This window comes from Adlercreutzia wanghongyangiae (assembly GCF_035989245.1).
Taxonomy (GTDB): Bacteria; Actinomycetota; Coriobacteriia; order Coriobacteriales; family Eggerthellaceae; genus Adlercreutzia; species Adlercreutzia wanghongyangiae.
The window spans coordinates 81028-100821 of sequence record NZ_JAYMFF010000002.1 but is presented as its reverse complement, the minus strand read 5'-3'; the positions used below and the strand labels follow the sequence as shown (position 1 = coordinate 100821).

16 protein-coding genes are annotated in these 19794 nt (G+C 63.3%); 8 read left to right on the top strand and 8 right to left on the bottom strand.

Going from position 1 to position 19794, the window contains the following annotated elements; all coding sequences use genetic code 11:
* Nucleotides 1–10 precede the first annotated feature (10 nt).
* Nucleotides 11–1333, bottom strand: coding sequence for an MFS transporter (locus tag VIN30_RS00700; RefSeq protein WP_338208452.1), 1323 nt, complete (start codon nucleotides 1331–1333; stop codon nucleotides 11–13).
* Here VIN30_RS00700 and VIN30_RS00695 point away from each other — a divergent pair.
* The 3 genes from VIN30_RS00695 (at nucleotide 1332) to VIN30_RS00685 (ending at nucleotide 3571) form a co-directional block, all read left to right on the top strand.
* Entirely contained in the window at nucleotides 1332–1556 is a 225-nt protein-coding gene (locus tag VIN30_RS00695) for a hypothetical protein (protein WP_326425655.1), read from the top strand. The two genes, VIN30_RS00700 and VIN30_RS00695, sit on opposite strands and share 2 nt — an antisense overlap.
* Nucleotides 1557–1701: 145 nt before the next feature.
* Nucleotides 1702–2007, top strand: a complete 306-nt coding sequence (locus VIN30_RS00690) for a thioredoxin family protein (RefSeq protein ID WP_326425657.1) — start codon at nucleotides 1702–1704, stop codon at nucleotides 2005–2007.
* 262 nt (nucleotides 2008–2269) lie between these two features.
* Nucleotides 2270–3571 carry a GGDEF domain-containing protein gene (locus VIN30_RS00685; RefSeq protein WP_338208449.1) on the top strand — a complete coding sequence of 434 codons (1302 nt, stop codon included), beginning with the start codon at nucleotides 2270–2272 and terminating at the stop codon, nucleotides 3569–3571.
* A gap of 70 nt (nucleotides 3572–3641) precedes the next feature.
* Here the strand turns inward: VIN30_RS00685 and VIN30_RS00680 are convergent, their stop codons facing one another.
* Complete coding sequence (locus VIN30_RS00680; protein ID WP_338208447.1) at nucleotides 3642–4283, bottom strand: LOG family protein; 642 nt, start codon at nucleotides 4281–4283, stop codon at nucleotides 3642–3644.
* 358 nt (nucleotides 4284–4641) lie between these two features.
* Between VIN30_RS00680 and VIN30_RS00675 the strand changes: the two genes are divergently transcribed.
* Both VIN30_RS00675 and VIN30_RS00670 read left to right on the top strand, forming a co-directional pair.
* Nucleotides 4642–5664: a VanZ family protein gene (locus VIN30_RS00675; protein ID WP_338208445.1), complete on the top strand. Its 1023-nt coding sequence runs from the start codon at nucleotides 4642–4644 to the stop codon at nucleotides 5662–5664.
* Nucleotides 5665–6058: 394 nt separating this feature from the next.
* A complete protein-coding gene (locus tag VIN30_RS00670; RefSeq protein ID WP_420915310.1) occupies nucleotides 6059–7438 on the top strand; it encodes a uracil-xanthine permease family protein in 1380 nt (459 codons plus the stop codon).
* A gap of 216 nt (nucleotides 7439–7654) precedes the next feature.
* Here VIN30_RS00670 and VIN30_RS00665 read toward each other — a convergent pair whose 3' ends face one another.
* The 4 genes from VIN30_RS00665 to VIN30_RS00650 all read right to left on the bottom strand — a co-directional run bounded on the left by VIN30_RS00665 (nucleotide 7655) and on the right by VIN30_RS00650 (nucleotide 11379).
* Complete coding sequence (locus VIN30_RS00665; protein ID WP_326425670.1) at nucleotides 7655–8020, bottom strand: DUF488 domain-containing protein; 366 nt, start codon at nucleotides 8018–8020, stop codon at nucleotides 7655–7657.
* 397 nt (nucleotides 8021–8417) lie between these two features.
* On the bottom strand, nucleotides 8418–9590 hold the full coding sequence (locus VIN30_RS00660) for an iron-containing alcohol dehydrogenase (protein WP_326425672.1): 1173 nt from the start codon (nucleotides 9588–9590) through the stop codon (nucleotides 8418–8420).
* An 11-nt stretch (nucleotides 9591–9601) separates the two neighbouring features.
* Nucleotides 9602–10804: a HipA domain-containing protein gene (locus VIN30_RS00655; protein WP_326425673.1), complete on the bottom strand. Its 1203-nt coding sequence runs from the start codon at nucleotides 10802–10804 to the stop codon at nucleotides 9602–9604.
* 137 nt (nucleotides 10805–10941) lie between these two features.
* Nucleotides 10942–11379: a helix-turn-helix transcriptional regulator gene (locus tag VIN30_RS00650; protein WP_338208440.1), complete on the bottom strand. Its 438-nt coding sequence runs from the start codon at nucleotides 11377–11379 to the stop codon at nucleotides 10942–10944.
* A gap of 173 nt (nucleotides 11380–11552) precedes the next feature.
* On the opposite strand from VIN30_RS00650, the gene VIN30_RS00645 reads away from it, so the two are divergent.
* The 3 genes from VIN30_RS00645 (at nucleotide 11553) to VIN30_RS00635 (ending at nucleotide 15746) form a co-directional block, all read left to right on the top strand.
* Complete coding sequence (locus VIN30_RS00645; protein WP_326425678.1) at nucleotides 11553–13010, top strand: helix-turn-helix transcriptional regulator; 1458 nt, start codon at nucleotides 11553–11555, stop codon at nucleotides 13008–13010.
* Nucleotides 13011–13158: 148 nt separating this feature from the next.
* Nucleotides 13159–14874: an FAD-dependent oxidoreductase gene (locus VIN30_RS00640; protein WP_326425681.1), complete on the top strand. Its 1716-nt coding sequence runs from the start codon at nucleotides 13159–13161 to the stop codon at nucleotides 14872–14874.
* A 302-nt stretch (nucleotides 14875–15176) separates the two neighbouring features.
* On the top strand, nucleotides 15177–15746 hold the full coding sequence (locus tag VIN30_RS00635) for an NAD(P)H-dependent oxidoreductase (RefSeq protein ID WP_338208437.1): 570 nt from the start codon (nucleotides 15177–15179) through the stop codon (nucleotides 15744–15746).
* Nucleotides 15747–15828: 82 nt separating this feature from the next.
* On the opposite strand, the gene VIN30_RS00630 is transcribed toward VIN30_RS00635, so the two are convergent.
* Together VIN30_RS00630 and VIN30_RS00625 are read right to left on the bottom strand one after the other, a co-directional pair.
* Nucleotides 15829–16839, bottom strand: a complete 1011-nt coding sequence (locus VIN30_RS00630) for a Fic family protein (protein ID WP_338208435.1) — start codon at nucleotides 16837–16839, stop codon at nucleotides 15829–15831.
* Nucleotides 16840–17050: 211 nt separating this feature from the next.
* On the bottom strand, nucleotides 17051–19762 hold the full coding sequence (locus tag VIN30_RS00625) for an excinuclease ABC subunit UvrA (RefSeq protein WP_338208433.1): 2712 nt from the start codon (nucleotides 19760–19762) through the stop codon (nucleotides 17051–17053).
* Between the last annotated feature and the right edge of the window lie 32 nt (nucleotides 19763–19794).

Genomic DNA, 19794 nt, shown 5'->3' with positions numbered 1-19794 from the left:
CCTTCCTCGGCTATCCCTCGTCCAGGGCGCGCACCGACTTAGGCAGGTACAGCACGAGGCCGAGCGCCAGACAGGCCAGCCCGTCTACCAGGAAGAACGGCGCAATGCCCATGACCTCGGCCAGCACGCCGCCGATGGCCACGCCCACGGGCGTGGCAAGGCCCATGGCGGCGGTGAGCAGGCCCATGGCGCGGCCCATCTTGTCATCGGGCACGTTGCGCTGGGTGAGCGTCATGGTGGGCCCGTTGAACCAGGCGCAGGCCACGGCCATCAGGGCCATCAGCCCGACGAAGGCCGGGAAGGCGCTGGACGGCAGAAGCCCGCAGGCCGCCGTAGTCGCGCCCACGATGACGGCTGCCACGGCGATGAGCCCCGCCAGGCGCTTGCCGCCGCCCCAGGCGATGAGGATGCCCGATCCCACGAGCATGCCCACGCCGAAGGCCCCTTCGACGATGGAGGCCGCATAGCCGTCGCCGCCGAAATAGTCGTAGGTCATAAGCGGGCACACCGCCGAAAGCGGCCCGAAGATCATCATGCCCACCGTCACGCCGGCAATCAGCAGCACCAGCCCGCGCGTCTTCGCGATGGCGCGCCAGCCGTCCGCCAGGTTTGCCAGCACGTGCTGCGTTTCCGCCGAGGCGTCTACCACAGTGGGGATCTTCGCTAGGGCCAGGCCCAGAATGGCCACGCAGGCGCCGGCGAAGTCGAGGAACATCACCGACGAGAACCCGAGGGTGGTGTACAGGAAGATGCCGAAGGCCGGCGCCCCGATGGAGGCGACCGACGCCAGCAGCTGGTCCAGGGTGTTGATGCGCAGAAGGTGCTTGTCGGGTACGAGCATGGGCATGGCCGCCATCATGGCCGGGCTGTGGAAGGCCTGCCCCACCGCGCGGGCCACGCAGACGGCGAGAAGCAGCGGAATGGACACGTCGCCGGCCAGGATGAGCAGGGCCGCCACGAGTGAGATTACGCCCACGGCCCCATCGGCGGCAATCATGATGAGCTTGCGGTTGTGCTTGTCGGCCACTACGCCCCCGAAAGGCGAGATGAGGCCGATGGGCAGCATGACGGCAATGTTCATGACGGCTAGCGCCAGAGCGCTCCCCGTGGACTCGGTCACGTACCACACCACCGCGTAGCCGGCGGCGTAGCTCGTGATCATGGAAACGGCTTGGCCGGCCCAGATGAACGCGATGACGGCGAGCCAGTTTTTTGGCAGTGGCAGGCCGGCGGCGCTCAACGTGGATGCGGGCTCGGGCGCAGGAGCGCCGCCGGCCTCAGCGGGGCGCTGCGTGACGTTATCGCTGCGAGTATGGGGGAATTGTTCGGTCATGGAAATCTCCTTCAAGGGTGCAGATGCGTCGCGCGCGTGCGCGGACATCTTCAGGGTGCGGTTGCGGAAGGGGTTGCGCCAGCGATTTCAGGTTGCAAAACGGCGCAACAAGAAGTTGCCCGCGATGGGCAACCGTGCTCTCAGCTCTGAGAGGGTTCTGTTACAGCGCCAGCATTCCGGCCATCAAAACACCCAGCCTTGGTCGATTCCAATGTCCGCCTAGTGTAGGTGAGGGCTTTGCGGCTGTCAAACTGGCTACAGCTGGGGTGCGGGGAGTGGCACGGGGTCGTAGCCCGATATACTGAAAGCGTTGACGCGCCGCAGAGCGAGCGCACTTTGGCGATGCCGCGGCCGATGAGGGAGCGCCTATGCTGGAACTGACGAAGGAGAACTTCGATGCCCGGGTGACCGATGTGCCCGGTGCGGTACTTGTGGACTTCTGGAGCCCCGGTTGCGGCCCGTGCCGGGCCATGGAGCCGGTGCTGGAGGCGGTGGCCGAGCGCCATCCCGAGGTGGTCTTCGCGAAGCTGGATGCGGCCGCTTATCCCGATATCGCCTGGGCGTTCGGCGTGGTGAGCGTGCCGTCGCTGGTGCTGTTCCGCGGCGGCGTGCCCGTCGGCGAGATTGTGGGGGCGGTGCCCGCCTCGCGGGTGGAGAAGTTGCTTCAAGCGTAGCAACGCAGGCGAGGGGCAAAGCGGGAAACTCATTCGCTCGATTCACGCGTAATCCCTGCTGGTAAGTGCTATCATTGGGGATTATGTTGCAGCGTCAACATTCATCGTGCCAACGTTCAAATCCAAGAGGAGAAGAGGGAGCGACATGGCGTCTTTCGGCAACATTTTTCATCGGAGAGAAACGCGCGAGGGCAATGACGCTCCGCCGACCGTTTCCTCCGCGAGCGCCGTTGCCGAGCCTGAGGCTGAAGACGCCCCCACAATGGTTGCCGATGTTGCCTGGCAGTTCCTCGACAATTTCCCCGGTGCCATGTTCCGCTATTCGGCCGAGGGCGACGACACGTTGGACTGCGTCAGCTCGGGCCTGATTCGCCTGTTCGGCTGCGAGGATTACGATGCGTTTCGCACCCTTACCGGAGGCACGTTTGCGGGCATCGTGCATCCCGACGATCGCGAGCGCGTGGAGCGTGAGATTGCCGACCAGATCGCCCTTGGCGACAACGATCGGGTACGCTATCGCATCGTGCGCGCCGATGGCACGGTGCGCTGGGTGGAAGACTGGGGCCGTTTGGTGCAGGACGCCTCGGGCACGCCGTGGTTCTACGTCACCGTCATGGACGTGACGGACCAGGTGAACCACGAGAAAGAGCTGCGCCGGGCTAACGAGCGGCTGGAGATCATCACGGCGCTTTCCAACGACGTGTTGTTCGACATTCAGTGCGCGACGGGTAACGCTCACGTGTACGGCGATTTCGAAGGCCGTTTCGGCCGCGCTCCCGAGCAGACCGACTTCGTGGTGCATCGGCGCTGCCAGAAGCCCTGCAGCCTAGATATAACCTCTCACGACCTTTCGCCTCTGATGGAGCAGATCGGCGAGAACTCCCTGGTCGATTTCGAGACGTCCACGCCTGGCCCCGATGGTGAGCCGGTGTGGTATCGCTATCAGTCGGTGGTCTTATACGGCGAGGACGGCGGCCCGGTGCGTCATGTGGGCCGTTTGCTGGACACGAGTGAGGCTGCCCAGCGCGAGAGCCAGTTCCGTCGCAAGGCCGAGCGCGACAGTCTGACCGGCTTGTACAATCGAGCAGCAGCGCTCGACCGCATTGAAACGTTGCTGGCGAGCGAGAGTCGCCCCTGCACGCTCGTGGTGGTGGATGTGGACGACTTCAAGTCCGTGAACGATACCTACGGTCATTTGGAGGGCGATGCCGTGCTGAAGGAGCTGGCGTTCTTCCTGTCGCAAGTGATGCGCAAGGAAGATATCGTGGCCCGCATCGGCGGCGACGAGTTCCTTATTTTCGCGCCCGGCTTGGGGGCGGGCCCGGCGGCCGATCGCGTGCTGGGACATTTGGCACGCGGGCCCTTTGCCACGCAGCGGTCGACTGACGATCCTCCGCGTGCCGAAGACGGCCCGACGCGCGCGACGCCTTCCATCAGCATTGGCGCAGCATGCTGTGTGACGCCGCCCATGCCCTTCGAAGAGCTGTATGCCGTAGCCGACAGCACGCTTTACCAGGCAAAGGAGGCGGGCAAGGCGCGCTTCCATCTGACGGTTATCGGCTAGAGGGCGCGCAGCGTTCCAGACGGGCTGCCGACCGCTTGGCGGTTGGCGAGCAGGTTTGGACTTGGGAAAACTACCCGGCTTTCTGCAGAAGCAGCGGGCCGTCGCAACGCAGCGCCGAGCGCTCGTCAGCGGTGGCCACCAGGTGCTCTAGCTCTTCCACGGTGCGCGGGAAATGGCAGCGGTCCAGGTCGCACTGGTCGAAGAAGCGGTGGTCGACCATGGACGCGAGGAAGGCGGCCAAGGGGTCGTAGAAGCCGTCGATGTTCAGCAGAAAACACTCGTGTGGCCCCAGATCGAGCCGCACGCGGGTGATGATCTCGGAAATCTCCTCCAGGGTGCCCACGCCGCCGGGCAGCGCCACGAACACGTTTCCCAGCTCGATCATCTTGGCTTTGCGCTCGCCCATGGTGTCGCACACGATAAGATCGGTCAGGTCGTGCTGGGCCACGCCGGCCTCGATAAAGAACGCGGGCTCCACGCCGATAACAGGCGCGCCGCCTTCGATGACTGCTCGCGACACGGTGCCCATGAGCCCCACGGAGCTTCCGCCGTAGACGAGGGTGTGCCCGGCTCGGGCGATCCAGGCGCCCAGCGCGCGGGCGGCCTCTTCGAAACGCGGGTCGTCGCCGAAGTTCGACCCGCAGTACACGGTGATGTTCATATGGTTCTCCTCGTTGGTGTGTTTCAGCTGGTCGGAGAAAGAACTCAGCATAGCACGACCCTCGAAGGCGGGCAAACGTCGCCAAAAGTGCGGTTGTGATGCACGGGCGATGGTTTTTGCGGAACTCCTCTAGGGAAATTGCCGCTTTTCTTCGACTATGATGCACCTGATCGAAGATTTCGCGCGATGATGGTCGCTATCGCTCCGCCAATTGCATCACAGCCGAAGAAAAGCGGTTCGTAGCCGTGACCAAGCGGTCTCAAGGGGCGTCCCTTGCATCACGAGCGTAATTTTGTACACGGCGGGGTGCCTTACGGCCTCCAATCACTTCCCTTACCATGCTGTCACCTTTGCTGCGCCGCGCTCGCGGCCCCGTTATGCTGGGCGCTGAAAGAGGAAAGGAGCGGCTGTGGGAGCCATTAAGCGTTTTTTGGGAAGCTATAGCGATAACTTCGCAGCGGCACTCATCTTGTGGCCGCTCGTTTCGCTCTTGCTGACGCTGCCTATTTTGGCCTACCTGTACCATCGCGACGGCCGGCTACGCTTCGGGTCGTTTGTGGGCACGTATTTGGCAGTGCTGTATGTGCTGGGGCTTGGGTGTTTCACGCTGTACCCATTGCCGTCGGGCGATACGGGTTTGGGTATCACGTACGGTGTGCCGGCAAATTTCAACCCGCTGGCTTTTGTGGGCGATATCCAGAAGGACGGTCTGAAAGCGGTGTTCCAGCTGCTGTTCAACCTGGTGTTTTTTGTGCCCCTAGGGTTTATTGCGGGCCGTCTGCTGCGCTGGAGCCTTCTGCCGGCGGTGCTGCTGGGGTGCGCCACGTCCGTGCTCATCGAATCGGCCCAGTTCACGGGATTCTTTGGGCTGTACCCGTACGCCTACCGCTGCTGCGATGTGGACGACGCCATCGCCAATACCCTGGGTGCGGCGCTCGGCTGGCTTTGCACGTGGCTGCTGGCCCGCGTGGCGCCGCCGGGCCAGCTGGCCGATGCCGAGCCCACCGATCGTCCGGGCTTTGTGCGTCGCTGCGTGGCCCTGTGGATCGACCTCATGATCGTGGGATTCGCCACGGTGGTGCCCTACGGGGTGGTGGCGCTCGGGCTGGAAGCGACGGACGCGGCGGCCCTGCAGCTGCCGGGGCTCACGGCAGCTCAGACGTCCGAGGCGGTGATGGGCTTTTGCGGCCTTGCGGCCCTCGTTCTCGTGGAGCTTGTCATCCCGTGGCTCCGCGACGGGTCTACGCCAGGCGGCTCCTTCGTGCGCATGACCTTCGAGACGCATCCGCGCACGTTTTGGTGTCGCGTGCTGTTCTACATTGCTCGCAGTGCCACGCTGGTGGTGGCTCTGTGGGTATGGCCGTGGCTCATTCCGCTGCTGCTCATCTTCTACCTGGTGAAAAGGGAGATGCCCTACGACCTGATTCCCTAAGACGGCTTTTTTGGGAAGAAAATGACGGTTTTCGTAGTGCTGTCGGCGATGCAGCGTGAGCGGAGAAAGCCTCACCTGGGGAAACGTCCGGCAGGAAGTCTGGTGAGCTGCGGTCGGACTACGAAAACCGTCATTTTCTTCCCCATTCGCGGGAGCGAGTCCGTTTTGTGCGGATGCTCAGCAGCTTGCGGGGCGTTTCGGCCCCTCGCGGAGGCGAAACGGGATGGCGGCGGGGGCCGTGCCATAATAGGCGAGGTCGGCTCGCAGGGCGGCCGCATTCGGGCTGATGCGCGGCGCGCGCGGCAGCTCGAACGGAGCGCGGGCTTGCGGGCGGCCATCTGTCCGCCGCAACGATGAGAGGTTTTCCGTGAGCGATACCAAAACCGTGCCCACCATGGGCGCCGCCGATGCCCCCGATGCCGTCTACGATGCCCGAAAGCTCGGCGCCCCGAAGATGACCGTCTTCGGCATCCAGCACATGTTCGCCATGTTCGGTGCCACCATTCTCGTGCCTACGCTCACAGGGTTGTCGGTTTCGGCAACCCTTTTGTTCGCCGGTCTCGGCACCCTGCTGTTCCACTTCCTCTCGAAGGGGAAGGTGCCGGCGTTCCTCGGCTCGTCCTTTGCGTTCATTGCCGGGTACGCGGCCATAGCCCCCAACGGCGAGGCGCATCTTCTGCCCTACGCGTGCTTGGGCGTTGCCTGCGCGGGCCTTCTGTACCTCGTCATCTCGGCGCTGTTCAAGGTGTTCGGGCCGCGGCGCATCATGCGCTTCTTCCCGCCCGTGGTCACCGGCCCCATCGTTATCTGCATCGGGCTCATCCTGGCCTCGTCGGCCATCGCGAACTGCGAGACTAACTGGCCGGTGGCGCTCGTGGCCATCGCCATCATCGTCATCAGCAACATCTGGGGCCGCGGCATGATCCGCATCATCCCCATCCTGTTCGGCGTCATCGGCTCCTACGTGGTGGCCGCCGTGGCGGGGCTCGTGGACTTCACGCCTGTGGCCGAGGCCTCGTGGGTGGGCCTGCCGGTGCTCTGGGACAACACGGTGTTCGCGCTGTTCGGCCCGCAATTCGACGCCGGCCTGGCTATTACCGCCATCATTACCATCATGCCGCTGGCCTTTGCCACCATCATCGAGCACATCGGCGATATGTCGGCCATCAGCTCCACCTGCAACCGCAACTTCATCGCCGAGCCGGGTCTGCACCGCACGCTGCTCGGTGACGGCTTGGCTACTATGCTAGCGTCGCTCTTCGGCGCGCCGGCCAACACCACCTACGGCGAGAACACCGGCGTGCTGGCGCTGACCCGCGTCTTCGACCCGCGCGTGGTGCGCATCGCGGCCTGCTTCGCCATTCTGTTCTCGTTCTGCCCGAAGTTCGCAGCGGTCATCTCCTGCATGCCGGCCTGTGTTATCGGCGGCGTGTCGCTGGTGCTGTATGGCATGATCTCGGCGGTGGGAATTCGCAATCTGGTGGAGAACCACGTGGACTTCATGATGAGCCGCAACGTGCTTATCACGGCACTCATCCTGGTGCTGTCGCTCGGCATCGCCTACAGCGCGGCCGGCGCCATCACCTTCGAGGTGGGCGGCGTGACCATCGCGCTGTCGGGCCTGGCCGTGGGCTCTATCGTGGGCATTGTGCTGAACATTGTGCTGCCGGGTAAGGAAGAGGCGTGGGACGGCGGCCTGGCCGCTGAAGCCGAGGCTGACGACGTGCCGCTGCCTTTGGAAGCGGAAGTGACGAATCTGCCTATCGCGGACTAGGCTGTCAGCTCGCCCCAATCGCCCGCACGCGCCCTGCCCATCTTGGATTAAGGCGTCTGTCCGGTCGAGAGCGGCCCGGGGTGTCCCGTGCTCAAGCAATGGCTCGCTCGGCGGAACTGTCCACTGGACTGTTCCGAACGCTTTCGCACCTGCGCGCGGGACACCCCGGGCCGCTCTCGACCTACTCTGCTCAATACGGGGGGGATTGCCTGTTCTCTACTCGTGCTGGGGAAGCCACTGGGCGAGCACGACGGCCTCGTTCTCCTTCTCGTTGCGGGCGGCGTACAGCAGCGTGACGCGCGGGTAGGCCGCCAGCGTGGGGCTCGCGATCTTCTTCGCGAAGGCCAGCGCCTCGGGGTTCGCGTTCAGCTCGGCCACGTACTTCTGCTGGAACAGGTCCCAGTGGGCGGGGTCGTGGCCGAAGGCCTTGCGCAGCTCGGTGGAGGGCGCCAGGAACTTCGCCCACTCGTCGTAGTGCACGCGCTCCTTGGTGAGTCCGCGCGGCCAGAGCCTATCGACGAGCACCCGGTAGCCGTCGCTTTCCTCGTAGGGTTCGTACACGCGCTTGATGACGATTTCCATAGGAATACCTCCTTGGATGGGTGCATGGCAGCACGATCGATCCATGGAAGGTCGTGCGACGTCCATTATGGGGTGCCCGTTTTCGCCCCCTCCTCTGTTTTGCGGCCTGTAAGCAAACCGCCCCTGCTCCGTTACGGAGTAGGGGCGGAATTTCCGCCAACACATTGCGTTTGTTAGCACTACGGGTATGCCTATAGCCGGTCTCGGCGTTGCACGACATGGCGCCACCAGGCATTTCCTAGTGAGGTGCGCCCCATGCGTTGCGCCGTGCCATCTTTGCATGCTAACAAACGTGATTTTCGCCACAGAAAAACGGGTTCGGACGACAAAACGGTCTCGGATGAAAATCCGAGACCGAGAGAACGTGCACTGCCCAACCCCTATGCTGCTCGCTGCCCTACAGCGCCAGCTTGTAGATTTCCGCGGCGTCTTCCAAGGTGAGCCTTTTGAAGCTGCCGAAGGGGACGCCCTTGTTCTGGGCGAGCGTGGGCAGCATCTTCGGGATGTCGGCCGCATCAACGCCCAGCTCGGCGAGCGTGGTGGGCATCCCCAGGCTCGCGAAGAAGGCGCGCGTCTCGTCGATGGCGGAAAGCGCGTCGGCCTCCACGTCGCCGGTGGGGGTGAGGCCGAACACTGCCTGGCCGTAGAAGGCGAAGCGGGCGGGGTTCTCGCCGTACACGTATTCCATCCAGGCAGGGAACATGACGGCCAGGCCCGCGCCGTGGGTGATGGCCGGGTCCAGGGCCGACAGCTCGTGTTCCAGCCCGTGGGTGGCCCAGTCCTCGTGACGGCCCACGCCGGCGAGTCCCTGGTGGCAGAGCATGCCGGTCCACATGATGTTGGCGCGGGCGTCGTAGTTGTCGGGGTCGGCCAGCACGCGGGGCGCCTCGGCGCGGATGGTGTTCATGAGCGACAGGTTCAGGTTGTCGGTCACGGGCACGGCGCCCACATCGTCGAAGAAGCGCTCGAGCAGGTGGCAGTACATGTCGGTGAGGCCCGCAGCCGTTTGGAAGGGCGGCAGGGTGAAGGTGAGCTCGGGGTTCATGAAGGCGAACTTCGGGCGCTGGGCGTTGTTGGCGTAGCCGGTCTTGCGGCCCAGCTCGTCGTTGGAGACTACGGTGTTCTTGGAGGCCTCGGAACCGGCGGCCGGAATGGTGAGCACCACGGCGATGGGCAGCACGTCGTGATCGAGCGCTTTGGTTTCGAAGAGCTCCCACACGTCGCAATCGACACAGGCGCCGTTAGCAATGGCCTTCGCCGAGTCGATGACCGATCCGCCGCCCACGGCGAGGATCCAGTCCACGTCGCCCTCCTTGCACAGCTGCACGCCCTCGCGCACCAGCGTGATCTCGGGGTTGGGACGCACGCCGCCCAGCTCGATGTGCTCGATGCCCGCCGCGTCCAGCGAGGCGCCCACGCGGTCGATGAGGCCCGAACGACGCGCGCTCTCGCCGCCGAAGTGCACGAGCACGCGCTTGGCGCCGGCCTCGGCCAGCTTGGCGCCGACCTGCTCTTCCGCACCGCGGCCGAACACGAAGTGGGTGGGGGAGACGAATTCGAAGTTTTCCATGGAAGTCCTTTCTACCGTGCGATGCGATCGAGCAGCTCTATCTTCTTGCGCACGGCATCGACGATGGTGGCGATGCGGCGCTCGGGGATGTTGGGGTTCTTCGCGAGGATAGCGGCCACTTCCTCGGGATAGCCGTCCAGCATGGCGGGGTCATACCAGTCGAAGTAACCTTCGAACAGGCGCAGCTGCGCGTCCGGTTTCATGCCGTTCATCTTGAAGGGCTTGGCCATGTACAAAAAGTCGCCGGGAACTTCCAGAAGCTCCGCGTTCGACCACAGACACGAGCCGGAGTCGAACACCGGCGCGATGCCCGTCACCTCGAGTGTCTCCACGTTGCGGATGATGCCGAAGTTGCGGTAGTGGCGGTCGCGGTTGGCCAGCACGAAGTCGCCGGCGAACATCTTGGCCAGCGAGGTCATGACGGCATCGGCATCAAGCCCCAGATCTTCCAGGCGCTTCACGTAGAAGCTCAGGTCGGACAAGTTGTTCGGCTGTTTCACGTTGCGGATGACATCCCAGGCGGCCGCGAGCTCCTCGTCGGGCCCCAGCAGGTTCGGGCAGGCGGAGTAGGTGCGTCGCTGATCTTCGAACAGCGTGTAGGGGACGAACTCCCCGGGCTCCATGAGCCGACGATGCAGCGCCGTAGCGGCCACCTCGTTGTAGGGCTCCTGGTTCGCCAGGCCCACGCCCGACTTCAGCAGCACCCGCTCGCCGCCTATGATTTTCCACTTCTTCAGCAAATCGCCGCCCAGGGTGCTGTTGGGGGAGGACAGACTCACCGTGCGGTAGTCGGGCGCGTCGGGGGAAGACCCCGCCGAATCCTGGCCGAGGGTGAGAAATCCCAGGTCATCGGTGAAGTCGTTGTCGAAGAAGTTGATGGCGTCCCAGGATTTCGGGTCGTTCTCGTCGTTCAGCCAATAGCAATCGGAAAGCGACAGGCCGAAGCTCTTCTCGGCCAGCACGAGCGTGCTTTCTAGCTGCAGGTTCTCCAGAAGACGCTTGATCTGCGCGCGAGAAGCGGGAATGGCGCGGTGACGCCACCAGTAGTTCAGCTCGGCCTTCGAGATGTCGCCGTGGCGGTCGGTAAGGCCGAAAGGCGCCGCTTCGAGCGCGAGCACCTCGCGAATGCGCACGGCCTTGTGGTCGTCCAGGTCGTAATCGAACGACAGCACGGGCGTGTTCTTGTTCATGAGCGTGTAATGGGCAACCGTCACCGACTCACCGCCTTCCGAAGTCCTCCCACGCGATGTTTCCCCATTATAAGGGAGTCGGCTTTGTCCCGCGCAAGTGCAACAAGAGAAAAACCTCGCGGCGGTGCACATCGGTTGCCTCGTGCCCCTTGGAATTGAGATTAGCTGCTATGGGTGAGAAGGTAGAGATCGTCGCGCGAGCTTACGCCGAGCTTGTTGAAGATCGAACGGGCGTAGGACTTCACGGTTTCGCTCGACAGTCCGAGGTGAGTGCCAGTTTGGCTTCGAGTCATGCCGGCTGCGAGGCAGTTCGCCACTTGCGCTTCACGCTGAGAAAGCCCTCGAAGCGTTGGGTTCGAGGCGAGGGTATCGGCGTGGAAGAAATTAAGATACTCGCGCCGCGAGGACACCCCTGCTCTTTCATAAATCTCCCGCGCATAGCCTCGCACCGTCTCCGGTGAAAGGTAAAGGAGCTTGGCGACGACCGCATAGCTCGCGCCTTGAGAGAGGTGCCAGGCCACCTCTCTGCGACGACCTTTGAGCATCGCGTTTCCGCCTGCGTTGGAAAGCTTGCGATCGAGCCCCGTGCATTTCCCCATGGTTCCTCCCTGTTTTTCGCGACCAATGTCTCCAGGTTAGGGTTTTCCACAGGGCTTCGTTAGCTTCCAAGGGGATGGAAAATACCCTCCAAAATGGATGGTTGGGCTTGCGGTCAGGGTTGAAGGTTTGCGTTTGCGCTATTATTGGGTCACCGTTTTTTGGGAGGGAGCTCGTGGAAGGCAAGCGCATATCGGCTTACGTACCGTGGTTTATCGGCTACGCCTTCCTATGGGCCACGCGATTGGTGGCGACCTTCGACTACCCGCTTTTCGGTCTGGTGGTCAACGGCCCGACGGCGAACAACCCACTCAATATGGCGATGATGGTGACGTACGGCACTACGCTTCTCGTTGTGGGCTTTCTCTCTCTGAGAATCCAGGCGGTGCCTAACGCGAGGCCTGGTTGGCCGGCGGGGGTCGTGCTCGCCTCTGGCATGGCCTTGGGATGGTTGTCGGTATTTGCGCCCGAAGATAGCCGCACTGTGATGCTCGCAGCTGGAGGCGTTCTGGGCGGACTGGGAGATGCGGGTCTTTCCCTTGCATGGGATCGCTATTTTGCCGACGGTTCCTTGGAAAAGGCGCGGCGACGCATGCCCGTGGGGCTTGCTGTTGGCGCGATCTTATATTTCCTCGTCGTTGCGCTTCCTGACGCGTTGGCTTTTTTCGTGCTCTTGGCGCTTCCCCTGGGCGCTTCCTTCTGCTTGCAATATGCTTGCAGAGAGGAGACGGCAGCTTGCGCGAGAACTGAAGAATCCTTGCCGCAGTCCAAGGGGCGCGCTGCTATCTTGCTGGCGCCGGTGCTGCTCTGCGCCGTGATTTGCGGTATTGTGTTTGGCCTTATCGGGCAGGTCGCCCTGACGGTGCCGTTTTCCCGAGGCGCCGAGCATCTGTTTACTCCTATGGGGGCTGCCGGCGCGGGCCTCATCGCCTGTGTGCTGGCGCTCGCGGTTCGTCGCAAGGTGACATTCGACAACGTGTACCTGGGCGTGTTTGCTGTGGCATCCCTGGGGTTGCTGCTCCTTCCCTTTGCGGAGCCCAACTACGCCGTTTTCCTGAATGGGTTTGTAAGCCCCGCTTACTTCCTCACGACTATGTACTATCTGTACTATGCCGTTGAGGTCATCCAGGCAGAACGGGTTCCTGCCTACGCCGTGTACGGAATCTCCCGGGGCATACTTTGTTTTAGCACCCTGTTCGCGGTGTTCCTCTCGGTATCGGTGTACGTTCGCAGCCAGTTCGGAACCATGCAGTTGATGCTCATCGCCTTTCTTTCGGCGTATCTGTTTGCCATGGGACTGGTTCTCATAATGCGCAAGCGAATTCAGAATGTAGCGAGCGGGAAGGTTCTCTTGGAGCGTGAGGCGCCGGCAGGATCCCGTTCGGCAGAGCGTTCGGTTGAAGCATGGGTGCGTGGCTTTGCCGATGCCCACGATTTCAGCAAACGCGAATCGGAAGTTTTCGCTTTGCTGGTGGCGGGGCGTACGCATACCTATATTGCACAGGAAATCAGCTTAGCTCCGTCGACGGTGAAGGGCTACATCCAAAGCATTTACCGCAAATGCAATGTGCATGGCCGTCAGGAATTGATAGACGCCTTCGAAGCATGGCACGCGGCCGAATCACCTCTGTAAGCAAGTCTTGCCATATCGTTCGGGGGGGGGGATCACCCCGCTTTTGGGTGTAGTTGCCCCCATTTCGCATTCGCTACTATGCGGACATCCAGAAGGATGGCGTTCGTATTTTACGAATGCCCCTGCAACTACGGGAAAGGTGATTCTTATGACTCAGTATCAGCAAGGGGTGTCTCGGCGGCAGTTCCTCGCGGGCGTGGGTGTCGCTGGCATTGCGGCTGCTGCCGGTATGGCCAGTTGCGCCCCGAGCGCTCCCAGCGAGTCCCTGTCTTCCACATCGGGATCGAGTGGGAACGGAGGGACGACCACGGTCAAGCATTCCTGGGAGGCCAAACCCGAGCCCATTGCCGATATCGCCGAAACGGTCGACGCCGATATCGTGGTGGTGGGCGCAGGCATGGCCGGCTTGAACACGGCTGCGGCCGCTGCTCTCAACGGAGCCAAGGTCGTTGTTCTCGAGCGCTCAAATACCTATTCGGTTCGTGGTGCCGATAATGGCGCTGTGGGGTCGAAGTTCCAAAAGGAGCATGGCATGGACATCGATCCGACCGAGCTTTTGAAATACGCCTCCCAGTGGTCGAAGATGCTCATTAACGAGAACTTGTACAAGTTATGGATCTATCGGTCTGGAGCGGTATTCGACGAGGTTATCGACCTTCTTGAGGCCAATGGCGCTGAAGTGGTTCCCGGTGTGGGCTCGCGCGGCGATCTGGAAGACGCAGAGCTGTTCTTCCGTCAGTATCCCACAGCGCATAGCTGGAAGCCCGCGGGCGCGGCAGAGGCGAGCATGAATCTCGAGGATGGTCGCGCGGCCAACGACCTGTTGGGCAGCGCCTTTCTCAAGCAGGCCGAGGAGGCGGGAGCTCAGTTCGTCTTCAACACGTGCGCCGAGCAGCTCGTGCAGGATGATTCCGGCCGGGTTGTGGGGGTTATTGCCAAGGGCGAAGACGATGCCTATCGTCAGTACAATGCTGGCAAGGGCGTGGTGCTGTGCACGGGGGACATCGGCGGTAACGAAGAGATGGTGGAGACGTTTTCACCGGTGTCTTTGCGCTCCGACGGCATTTTCTACATGCCCGATGGCTGCAACGACGCATTGGGCCATCAGATGGCTCTGTGGTGCGGCGCCGACTTCCAGCATGGCCCCGCCGCCCCTATGACCCACGCGGTGGCCGGTCCCGGCCAAGTGCTGTCTTGCCAGGATATCGGTTGGCTGATGGTGAATCGCGATGGCCGTCGTTTCGTGGACGAGACGCCCAACGAGATTTCCAACTCCAACGGCATGATGATGCAGCCGGGAGCCATTGCCTGGTCGATTTTCGACGACGACTATGAGGCGAAGGTGCTCGATATGCTGGGAACGAACCGCAGCAACAAGGGCATCATTGTGGACGAGAATACTCCCGCCGCCATCGAAGCTGGCGTGGAGGAGGGCGTTATGTGGAAGGCCGACACGCTGGAAGATTTGGCGGTGCAGCTCGGCATTAAGGACACGGACACGTTTCTGGCTACCGTTGAGCGCTACAACATGTTGTGTGCCGAGGGGCATGACCGCGACTTCGGCAAGGAAGATAAATGGATGAAGTCGAGCATCGTGACACCGCCGTTCTATGCCACGAAGGTCACGGCTATCACCATGACGATTCAGTTTGGCCTCAACTGCAACGATCAGCTGCAGGTGTGCGACGCAGACGATAGCCCCATCGCCGGCCTGTACGCGGCTGGCAACACGTGTGGCAACTTCTTTGCCTGCGACTATCCGCTGCTGACTCCTGGCATCAGCCACGGGCGTGCCATTACGTTCGGGCGCGTGCTCGGCGAGGCGCTGGCGAAGGGCGAGAAAATTACATTCGAAGAAGCCTAGAAGCGCGTAGTGTCTTTATCGTAGCGCCTCGGTCCCCCTCCCATCGAGAGCGCGCTGTAGACGGGGAGCCCGCAGCGGGCTCCCCGTTCTGTATATTGTCTGGCTGTGCGAATTTTCCGCAATGGGTGCGGCGAGCGCGACGGTTGGGCGGTGATTGCGTGGCATGCGAACGCTTCGACTGGGGTGCTGGGCGCCTGGGGGCTGCCCCGTTGCGTTCATTTGCGGTGCGGTGTGGTTGTCGCCGAAGGCTGCTGCGTTTCGCGGCGCTACAATGGGGTGGATTTCGGAAAAGGAGGAACGTCATGACCGTTCTGTTCGTGAATGCGTGTCTGCGAGGCGATGAGTCCCGCACGCTCACGCTGTGCCGCGAGTATCTGGAAGGCATCGAGGACGTGAAGGAAGTGAACCTGTCCGAGCTGCGCCTGGAGCCCTACTACGGCGATTCGGCTGCCTACCGCGCCCAGCTGGAGGCGAAGGGCCTGTTCGACGACCCCATGTTCGATATCGGGAAGGACTTCGCCGAGGCCGATGAGATCGTCATCGGCGCGCCCTACTGGGACCTGTCGTTCCCGGCGGCGCTGAAGGTGTACATCGAGCACGCGGCGGTCATGGGCGTCACCTTCCACTACACCGAGGAGGGCCGCTGCGAGGGCCTGTGTCGCGCGAAGCACCTCACCTATATCACCACGGGCGGCGGCGCGGTGGAGTCCATGAACTACGGCTACGAGTACCTCTGCGGCATTGCCGGTATGTTCGGCATTCCCGAGACCCGCTTTGCGGCCGCCGAGAACCTGGACGTGGTCGGCGCCGACATCGAGGCGAACCTGAATGCGGCCCGCAAGGTGCTCGCCCAGCTGAAGGCGACGCGGTAGGGCTTCAGGCCCTCATGTGCGTGTGGCGATGCGGTGACACGCCACGTTGAGTACCGCCTCGTTCAATGAGGCCATACGGCGGCTAAGCTAGGGGCAGATCGGGGGTGAGATCGCCGACGACCTCCCAGCGGCCGCCTTTTCGGGGGCCGGTGTGGTGAAGCTTGCCATCTTCCTGGAGCTGCTTCATGATGCGCTGGATGTGGCGCGTGGACACGTCCAGCGAGTCCGCAAGTTCGCGTGCCGACGAGGAAGGATTTGCCTGCAGCAACTCGAGAACGTGTGCGTCGAGCGGTGCATGGCTCTTCGCGTCTGCAGGAAACTGCGCGAGGAACTGCAGGCGTTTCTCGAGCTCTTCGGTTTCGCAGGCGAGCAGCAGGTGCACGAACGGGGCATCGTCGCCGTCGGCCTGCCAGCGCTCCAGGGACTCCTTGTACTCCAGGGCGTGGGATGCCTTGATGGCGACTGGGGCGAATTTGAAAGACTCTAGCTGGGCGTTCAGCAGCAAGCGTCCTGTGCGCCCGTTGCCGTCGGCGAAGGGGTGGATGGCCTCGAAGGCGGCATGGAACCACGCACAGGCCAGAAGGGGGCTGCCCTCCTGAATCAGACGATTGAAGTGAAAGAGCAGATCGTCCACTTCCTCACGGATGCGCAAAGGAGAGGTGGGGGTTGTCCGCGATGCCCGTATGATGGCCGGCGCATTGCGGTAGATGCCGCGGGCGGCGGGCTGAAGGTCGAGAGCGCATCGCTCGTGGGTATCTAGGATAAGGTTCTTGTCGAAAGGATGCCTCTCGGCGCTACAACGCGAGAGAAAGTCGTGGCCTTCGAAAATGCCGCGTGCCGCTATCTGCTCGCGGCCGGGCTTGCCGGGGACGAACTCGCCTTCGTAGATGATTTCCGTTTCCGCGAGCGTGAGAGTCGATCCCTCGATGGCGTTCGAGTTGTAGGCCATGCGCACGAGAAAGTCCTCCTCGTAGGAACGCAAGGCCTCGAGACTCGCGATGGGCCTGCGCTGCCGCCGCCACGTGGCGGCGAGAGATTCGACTTGCGCGATTTCCTCGCGGTAGTCGCTGGAGGGAAATGAAGTGCTCAACATCAGCAGGCCCGTCTTTCCGATGTCGTAATAAAAGGTACCAGTTTTTCTCGTATGATACGAAATGTCGTAAGAAACGGGGAGTTTATTACGACATTTTCTCGAAAAATCAGGAATGAGCGCGTTTTATTACGACATCGGGGTACGCGATACGCCGGGCAGCCGGCGCGCGAAGAGTCGCAGGCCGGCGTTTGCGATCCTGCGACTCTTCGCGCTAGGCTTCCAGCTCGCGGGCCAGGTAGCGGCCGGTGATGCTCTCGGGGCAGGCGGCTACCTGGGCGGGGGTCCCCTCCACAACGATGCGGCCGCCCTGCTCGCCGCCGCCGGGGCCCATGTCGATGAGGTAGTCGGCGTTGGCGATCATGTCCAGGTCGTGCTCGATGACCACCACGGTGGCGCCGTGCTCGATGAGGTTCTGCAGCACGCCGATGAGGGTCTCCACGTCCAGCGGGTGCAGGCCGATGGTGGGCTCGTCGAAGACGAAGAGGGTGTCGTCCTGGTTGCGGCGCATCTCGCTGGCGAGCTTCAGGCGCTGAGCCTCGCCGCCGGAAAGCGCCGGCGTGGCCTCGCCGAGCGTGAGGTACCCGAGCCCTAAGTTGCTGAGGATTTCCAGCTTCCCGCGCACTTTCTTCAGATGGGCGAGAGCCACAAGCGCCTGGTCAACCGTAAGCGTAAGCACTTCCGGCAGCGATAGCGTGTGCACGCTTTCGAAGTCGTCGGCGTGCTGATGTCGCGCTGTGCCCGATTCATGCGAAGTCTCGTGGGACGCGGTGCGCTCCCTTTCGGCATCGGCGGAAAGGGTCACCTCGCCGTCGATGGCCATTTGGATGGCGTAGGCGTCCTTGCTGTAGCGGGAGCCGCGGCAGTCGGGGCAGGGGATGTCCACGTCGGGCAGGAACTGCACGTCCAGCGAGATCTGGCCGGTGCCATCGCAGGTGGGGCAGCGCAGGCTTCCCGTGTTGTAGGAGAACGCGCCCGCTTTCAGGCCGCGCTCTTTCGCCTCGGGCAGCTTGGCGAACTCGCGGCGCAGATCGTCCAGCACGCCGGAGTAGGTGCCCACGGTGGAGCGCACGTTCACGCCGATGGGCGTGGCGTCCACCAGGTCGACTCGCGCGATGCCCGGGGCATCCAGGTCGTGCACATGGGCGGGCGGGTGCGTTCCCGCGGTGGCGGCCTTCAACCCCGCCACCAGGCTTTCCAGCACAAGGGTCGTCTTTCCTGAGCCGGACACGCCGGTCACCACGGTGAGGCGCCCCTTGGGAATGCGCACCTCCAGCGGATGCACGGTGTGGATAGCGCCGGTCTTTAGGCGAATGACCCCCTCGTCGAACAGGTGCTCCGCCGCCACGGGCGTGCGCACGCGCACCTTCGCCGTGCCCGCCAAAAACGGCCCGATGCGGCTTGCGGGGTTCGCCTCCACGTCGGCCACCGATCCTTGGGCGATCACGCGACCGCCGTCGGCGCCCGACCCGGGGCCTATCTCGATAAGATGGTTCGCGTGGCGCAGCACGGCCACGTCGTGGTCTACCATCACCACGGAGTTCCCGTCGGCCAGCAGGTCGTCCATCACGCCCAGAAGCCCCTCTACGTTGGCGGGGTGCAGTCCGATGGAGGGCTCGTCCAGCACGTAGAGCACGCCGGTGGTGCGGCTGCGCACCGCGCGCGTGAGGGCCACGCGCTGGCGCTCGCCGTTGGAGAGCGTATCGCTTGCGCGGTCGAGGGCCAGATACCCCAGCCCCAGCTGTTCCAAGCGTTGGATGGGCTCGGTCATCTCGGCGGTGATGGAATCGCACATTGGCCGCATGTCGGCGGGCAGCCACGGGGCCACGGTGGGCAGCCAGTCGCGCAGCTCGTCCAAGGTGAAGGCGGTGACCTGGGCCAGGTTCAGGCCGTCTATCTCGCTGCCGCGCACCTTCTCGGACAGGCGCGTGCCGTGGCAGGCGGGGCATGGGGACTCGCAGAGGAACTTCGCCACGCGGGCCATGCCCTTCTCATCCTTTACCTTCGAAAGGGCGTTCTTCACGGTGTTCACGGCGCTGTAGTAAGTGAAGTCCAGCTCAGTGGCGCTGTCCTTGTTCTTCGGTACGTACAGGATGTGCCGCTTCTCCATGGGCCCGTGCAGCACGATCTCCTTCTCCTCGTCGGTGAGGTCCTGGTAGGGCACATCGGTGCGCACGCCCATCTCGCCGGCCACCTGGGCCATGAGCGACCACATGAGCTGGCGCCACGGGGCCACGGCGCCCTCGTCCAGGGTGAGCGTGGGGTCGGGTATGAGGGTGGACTCGTCGATGGTGCGCACCACGCCGGTGCCGCCGCATGTCTGGCAGGCGCCGCCGCTGTTGAAGGCCATCTCCTCGGCACCGGGGCCGTAGAACTCCTCGCCGCACACGCAGCAGGTGATGGGCTGCTCCAGGGCCACGTTCAGGGTAGGCGGGTTCGCGTGCCCGTGGGGACAGCGGTGCGAGGCCAGGCGCGAGAACATGAGCCTCAGGTGATTCAAAAGCTCGGTGGAGGTGCCGAAGGTGGAATGCACGCCGGGCACGCCGGGCCGTTGGCGCAGGGCCAGGGCCGCCGGCACGTGCAGCACCTCGTCCACGGCGGCGCGGCCGCTCTGCGAGATGCGGCGGCGGGTGTAAGTGGAAAGCGCCTCCAGGTAGCGACGGCTTCCCTCGGCGTACAGCACGCCCAGCGCCAGCGAGCTCTTGCCCGATCCCGACACGCCCGCGATGCCCACCAGCTGGCGCAGCGGCACGTCAAGCGAGAGGTTCTTCAAGTTGTGCACCCGCGCTCCGCGCACCTCGATGGCCTCGGGCTCGGTGAAGGTGGCGGGGATGGCGGCGGTTGTGGCCGGCGTCGCGATTGCGGCGGAGGTGGCGGTTGCGGCGCGATTTGTCGCGGGGTGCGAATGGCTCTCGTGCTTGCTCATGGATTTCCTCGTTCGGGTTCGTAGCGTCGGCT

Bases quoted from the DNA above. Each gene is read 5' to 3' on its own strand.
- VIN30_RS00685 (WP_338208449.1), top strand. From the start codon at position 2,270: ATGGTTGCCGATGTTGCCTGGCAGTTCCTCGACAATTTCCCCGGTGCC.
- VIN30_RS00670 (WP_420915310.1), top strand. From the start codon at position 6,059: ATGGGCGCCGCCGATGCCCCCGATGCCGTCTACGATGCCCGAAAGCTC.
- VIN30_RS00690 (WP_326425657.1), top strand. From the start codon at position 1,702: ATGCTGGAACTGACGAAGGAGAACTTCGATGCCCGGGTGACCGATGTG.
- VIN30_RS00650 (WP_338208440.1), bottom strand. From the start codon at position 11,379: ATGGGGAAATGCACGGGGCTCGATCGCAAGCTTTCCAACGCAGGCGGA.
- VIN30_RS00630 (WP_338208435.1), bottom strand. From the start codon at position 16,839: ATGTTGAGCACTTCATTTCCCTCCAGCGACTACCGCGAGGAAATCGCG.
- VIN30_RS00640 (WP_326425681.1), top strand. From the start codon at position 13,159: ATGACTCAGTATCAGCAAGGGGTGTCTCGGCGGCAGTTCCTCGCGGGC.
- VIN30_RS00625 (WP_338208433.1), bottom strand. From the start codon at position 19,762: ATGAGCAAGCACGAGAGCCATTCGCACCCCGCGACAAATCGCGCCGCA.
- VIN30_RS00635 (WP_338208437.1), top strand. From the start codon at position 15,177: ATGACCGTTCTGTTCGTGAATGCGTGTCTGCGAGGCGATGAGTCCCGC.
- VIN30_RS00680 (WP_338208447.1), bottom strand. From the start codon at position 4,283: ATGCTGAGTTCTTTCTCCGACCAGCTGAAACACACCAACGAGGAGAAC.
- VIN30_RS00695 (WP_326425655.1), top strand. From the start codon at position 1,332: ATGGAAATCTCCTTCAAGGGTGCAGATGCGTCGCGCGCGTGCGCGGAC.
- VIN30_RS00660 (WP_326425672.1), bottom strand. From the start codon at position 9,590: ATGGAAAACTTCGAATTCGTCTCCCCCACCCACTTCGTGTTCGGCCGC.
- VIN30_RS00700 (WP_338208452.1), bottom strand. From the start codon at position 1,333: ATGACCGAACAATTCCCCCATACTCGCAGCGATAACGTCACGCAGCGC.
- VIN30_RS00665 (WP_326425670.1), bottom strand. From the start codon at position 8,020: ATGGAAATCGTCATCAAGCGCGTGTACGAACCCTACGAGGAAAGCGAC.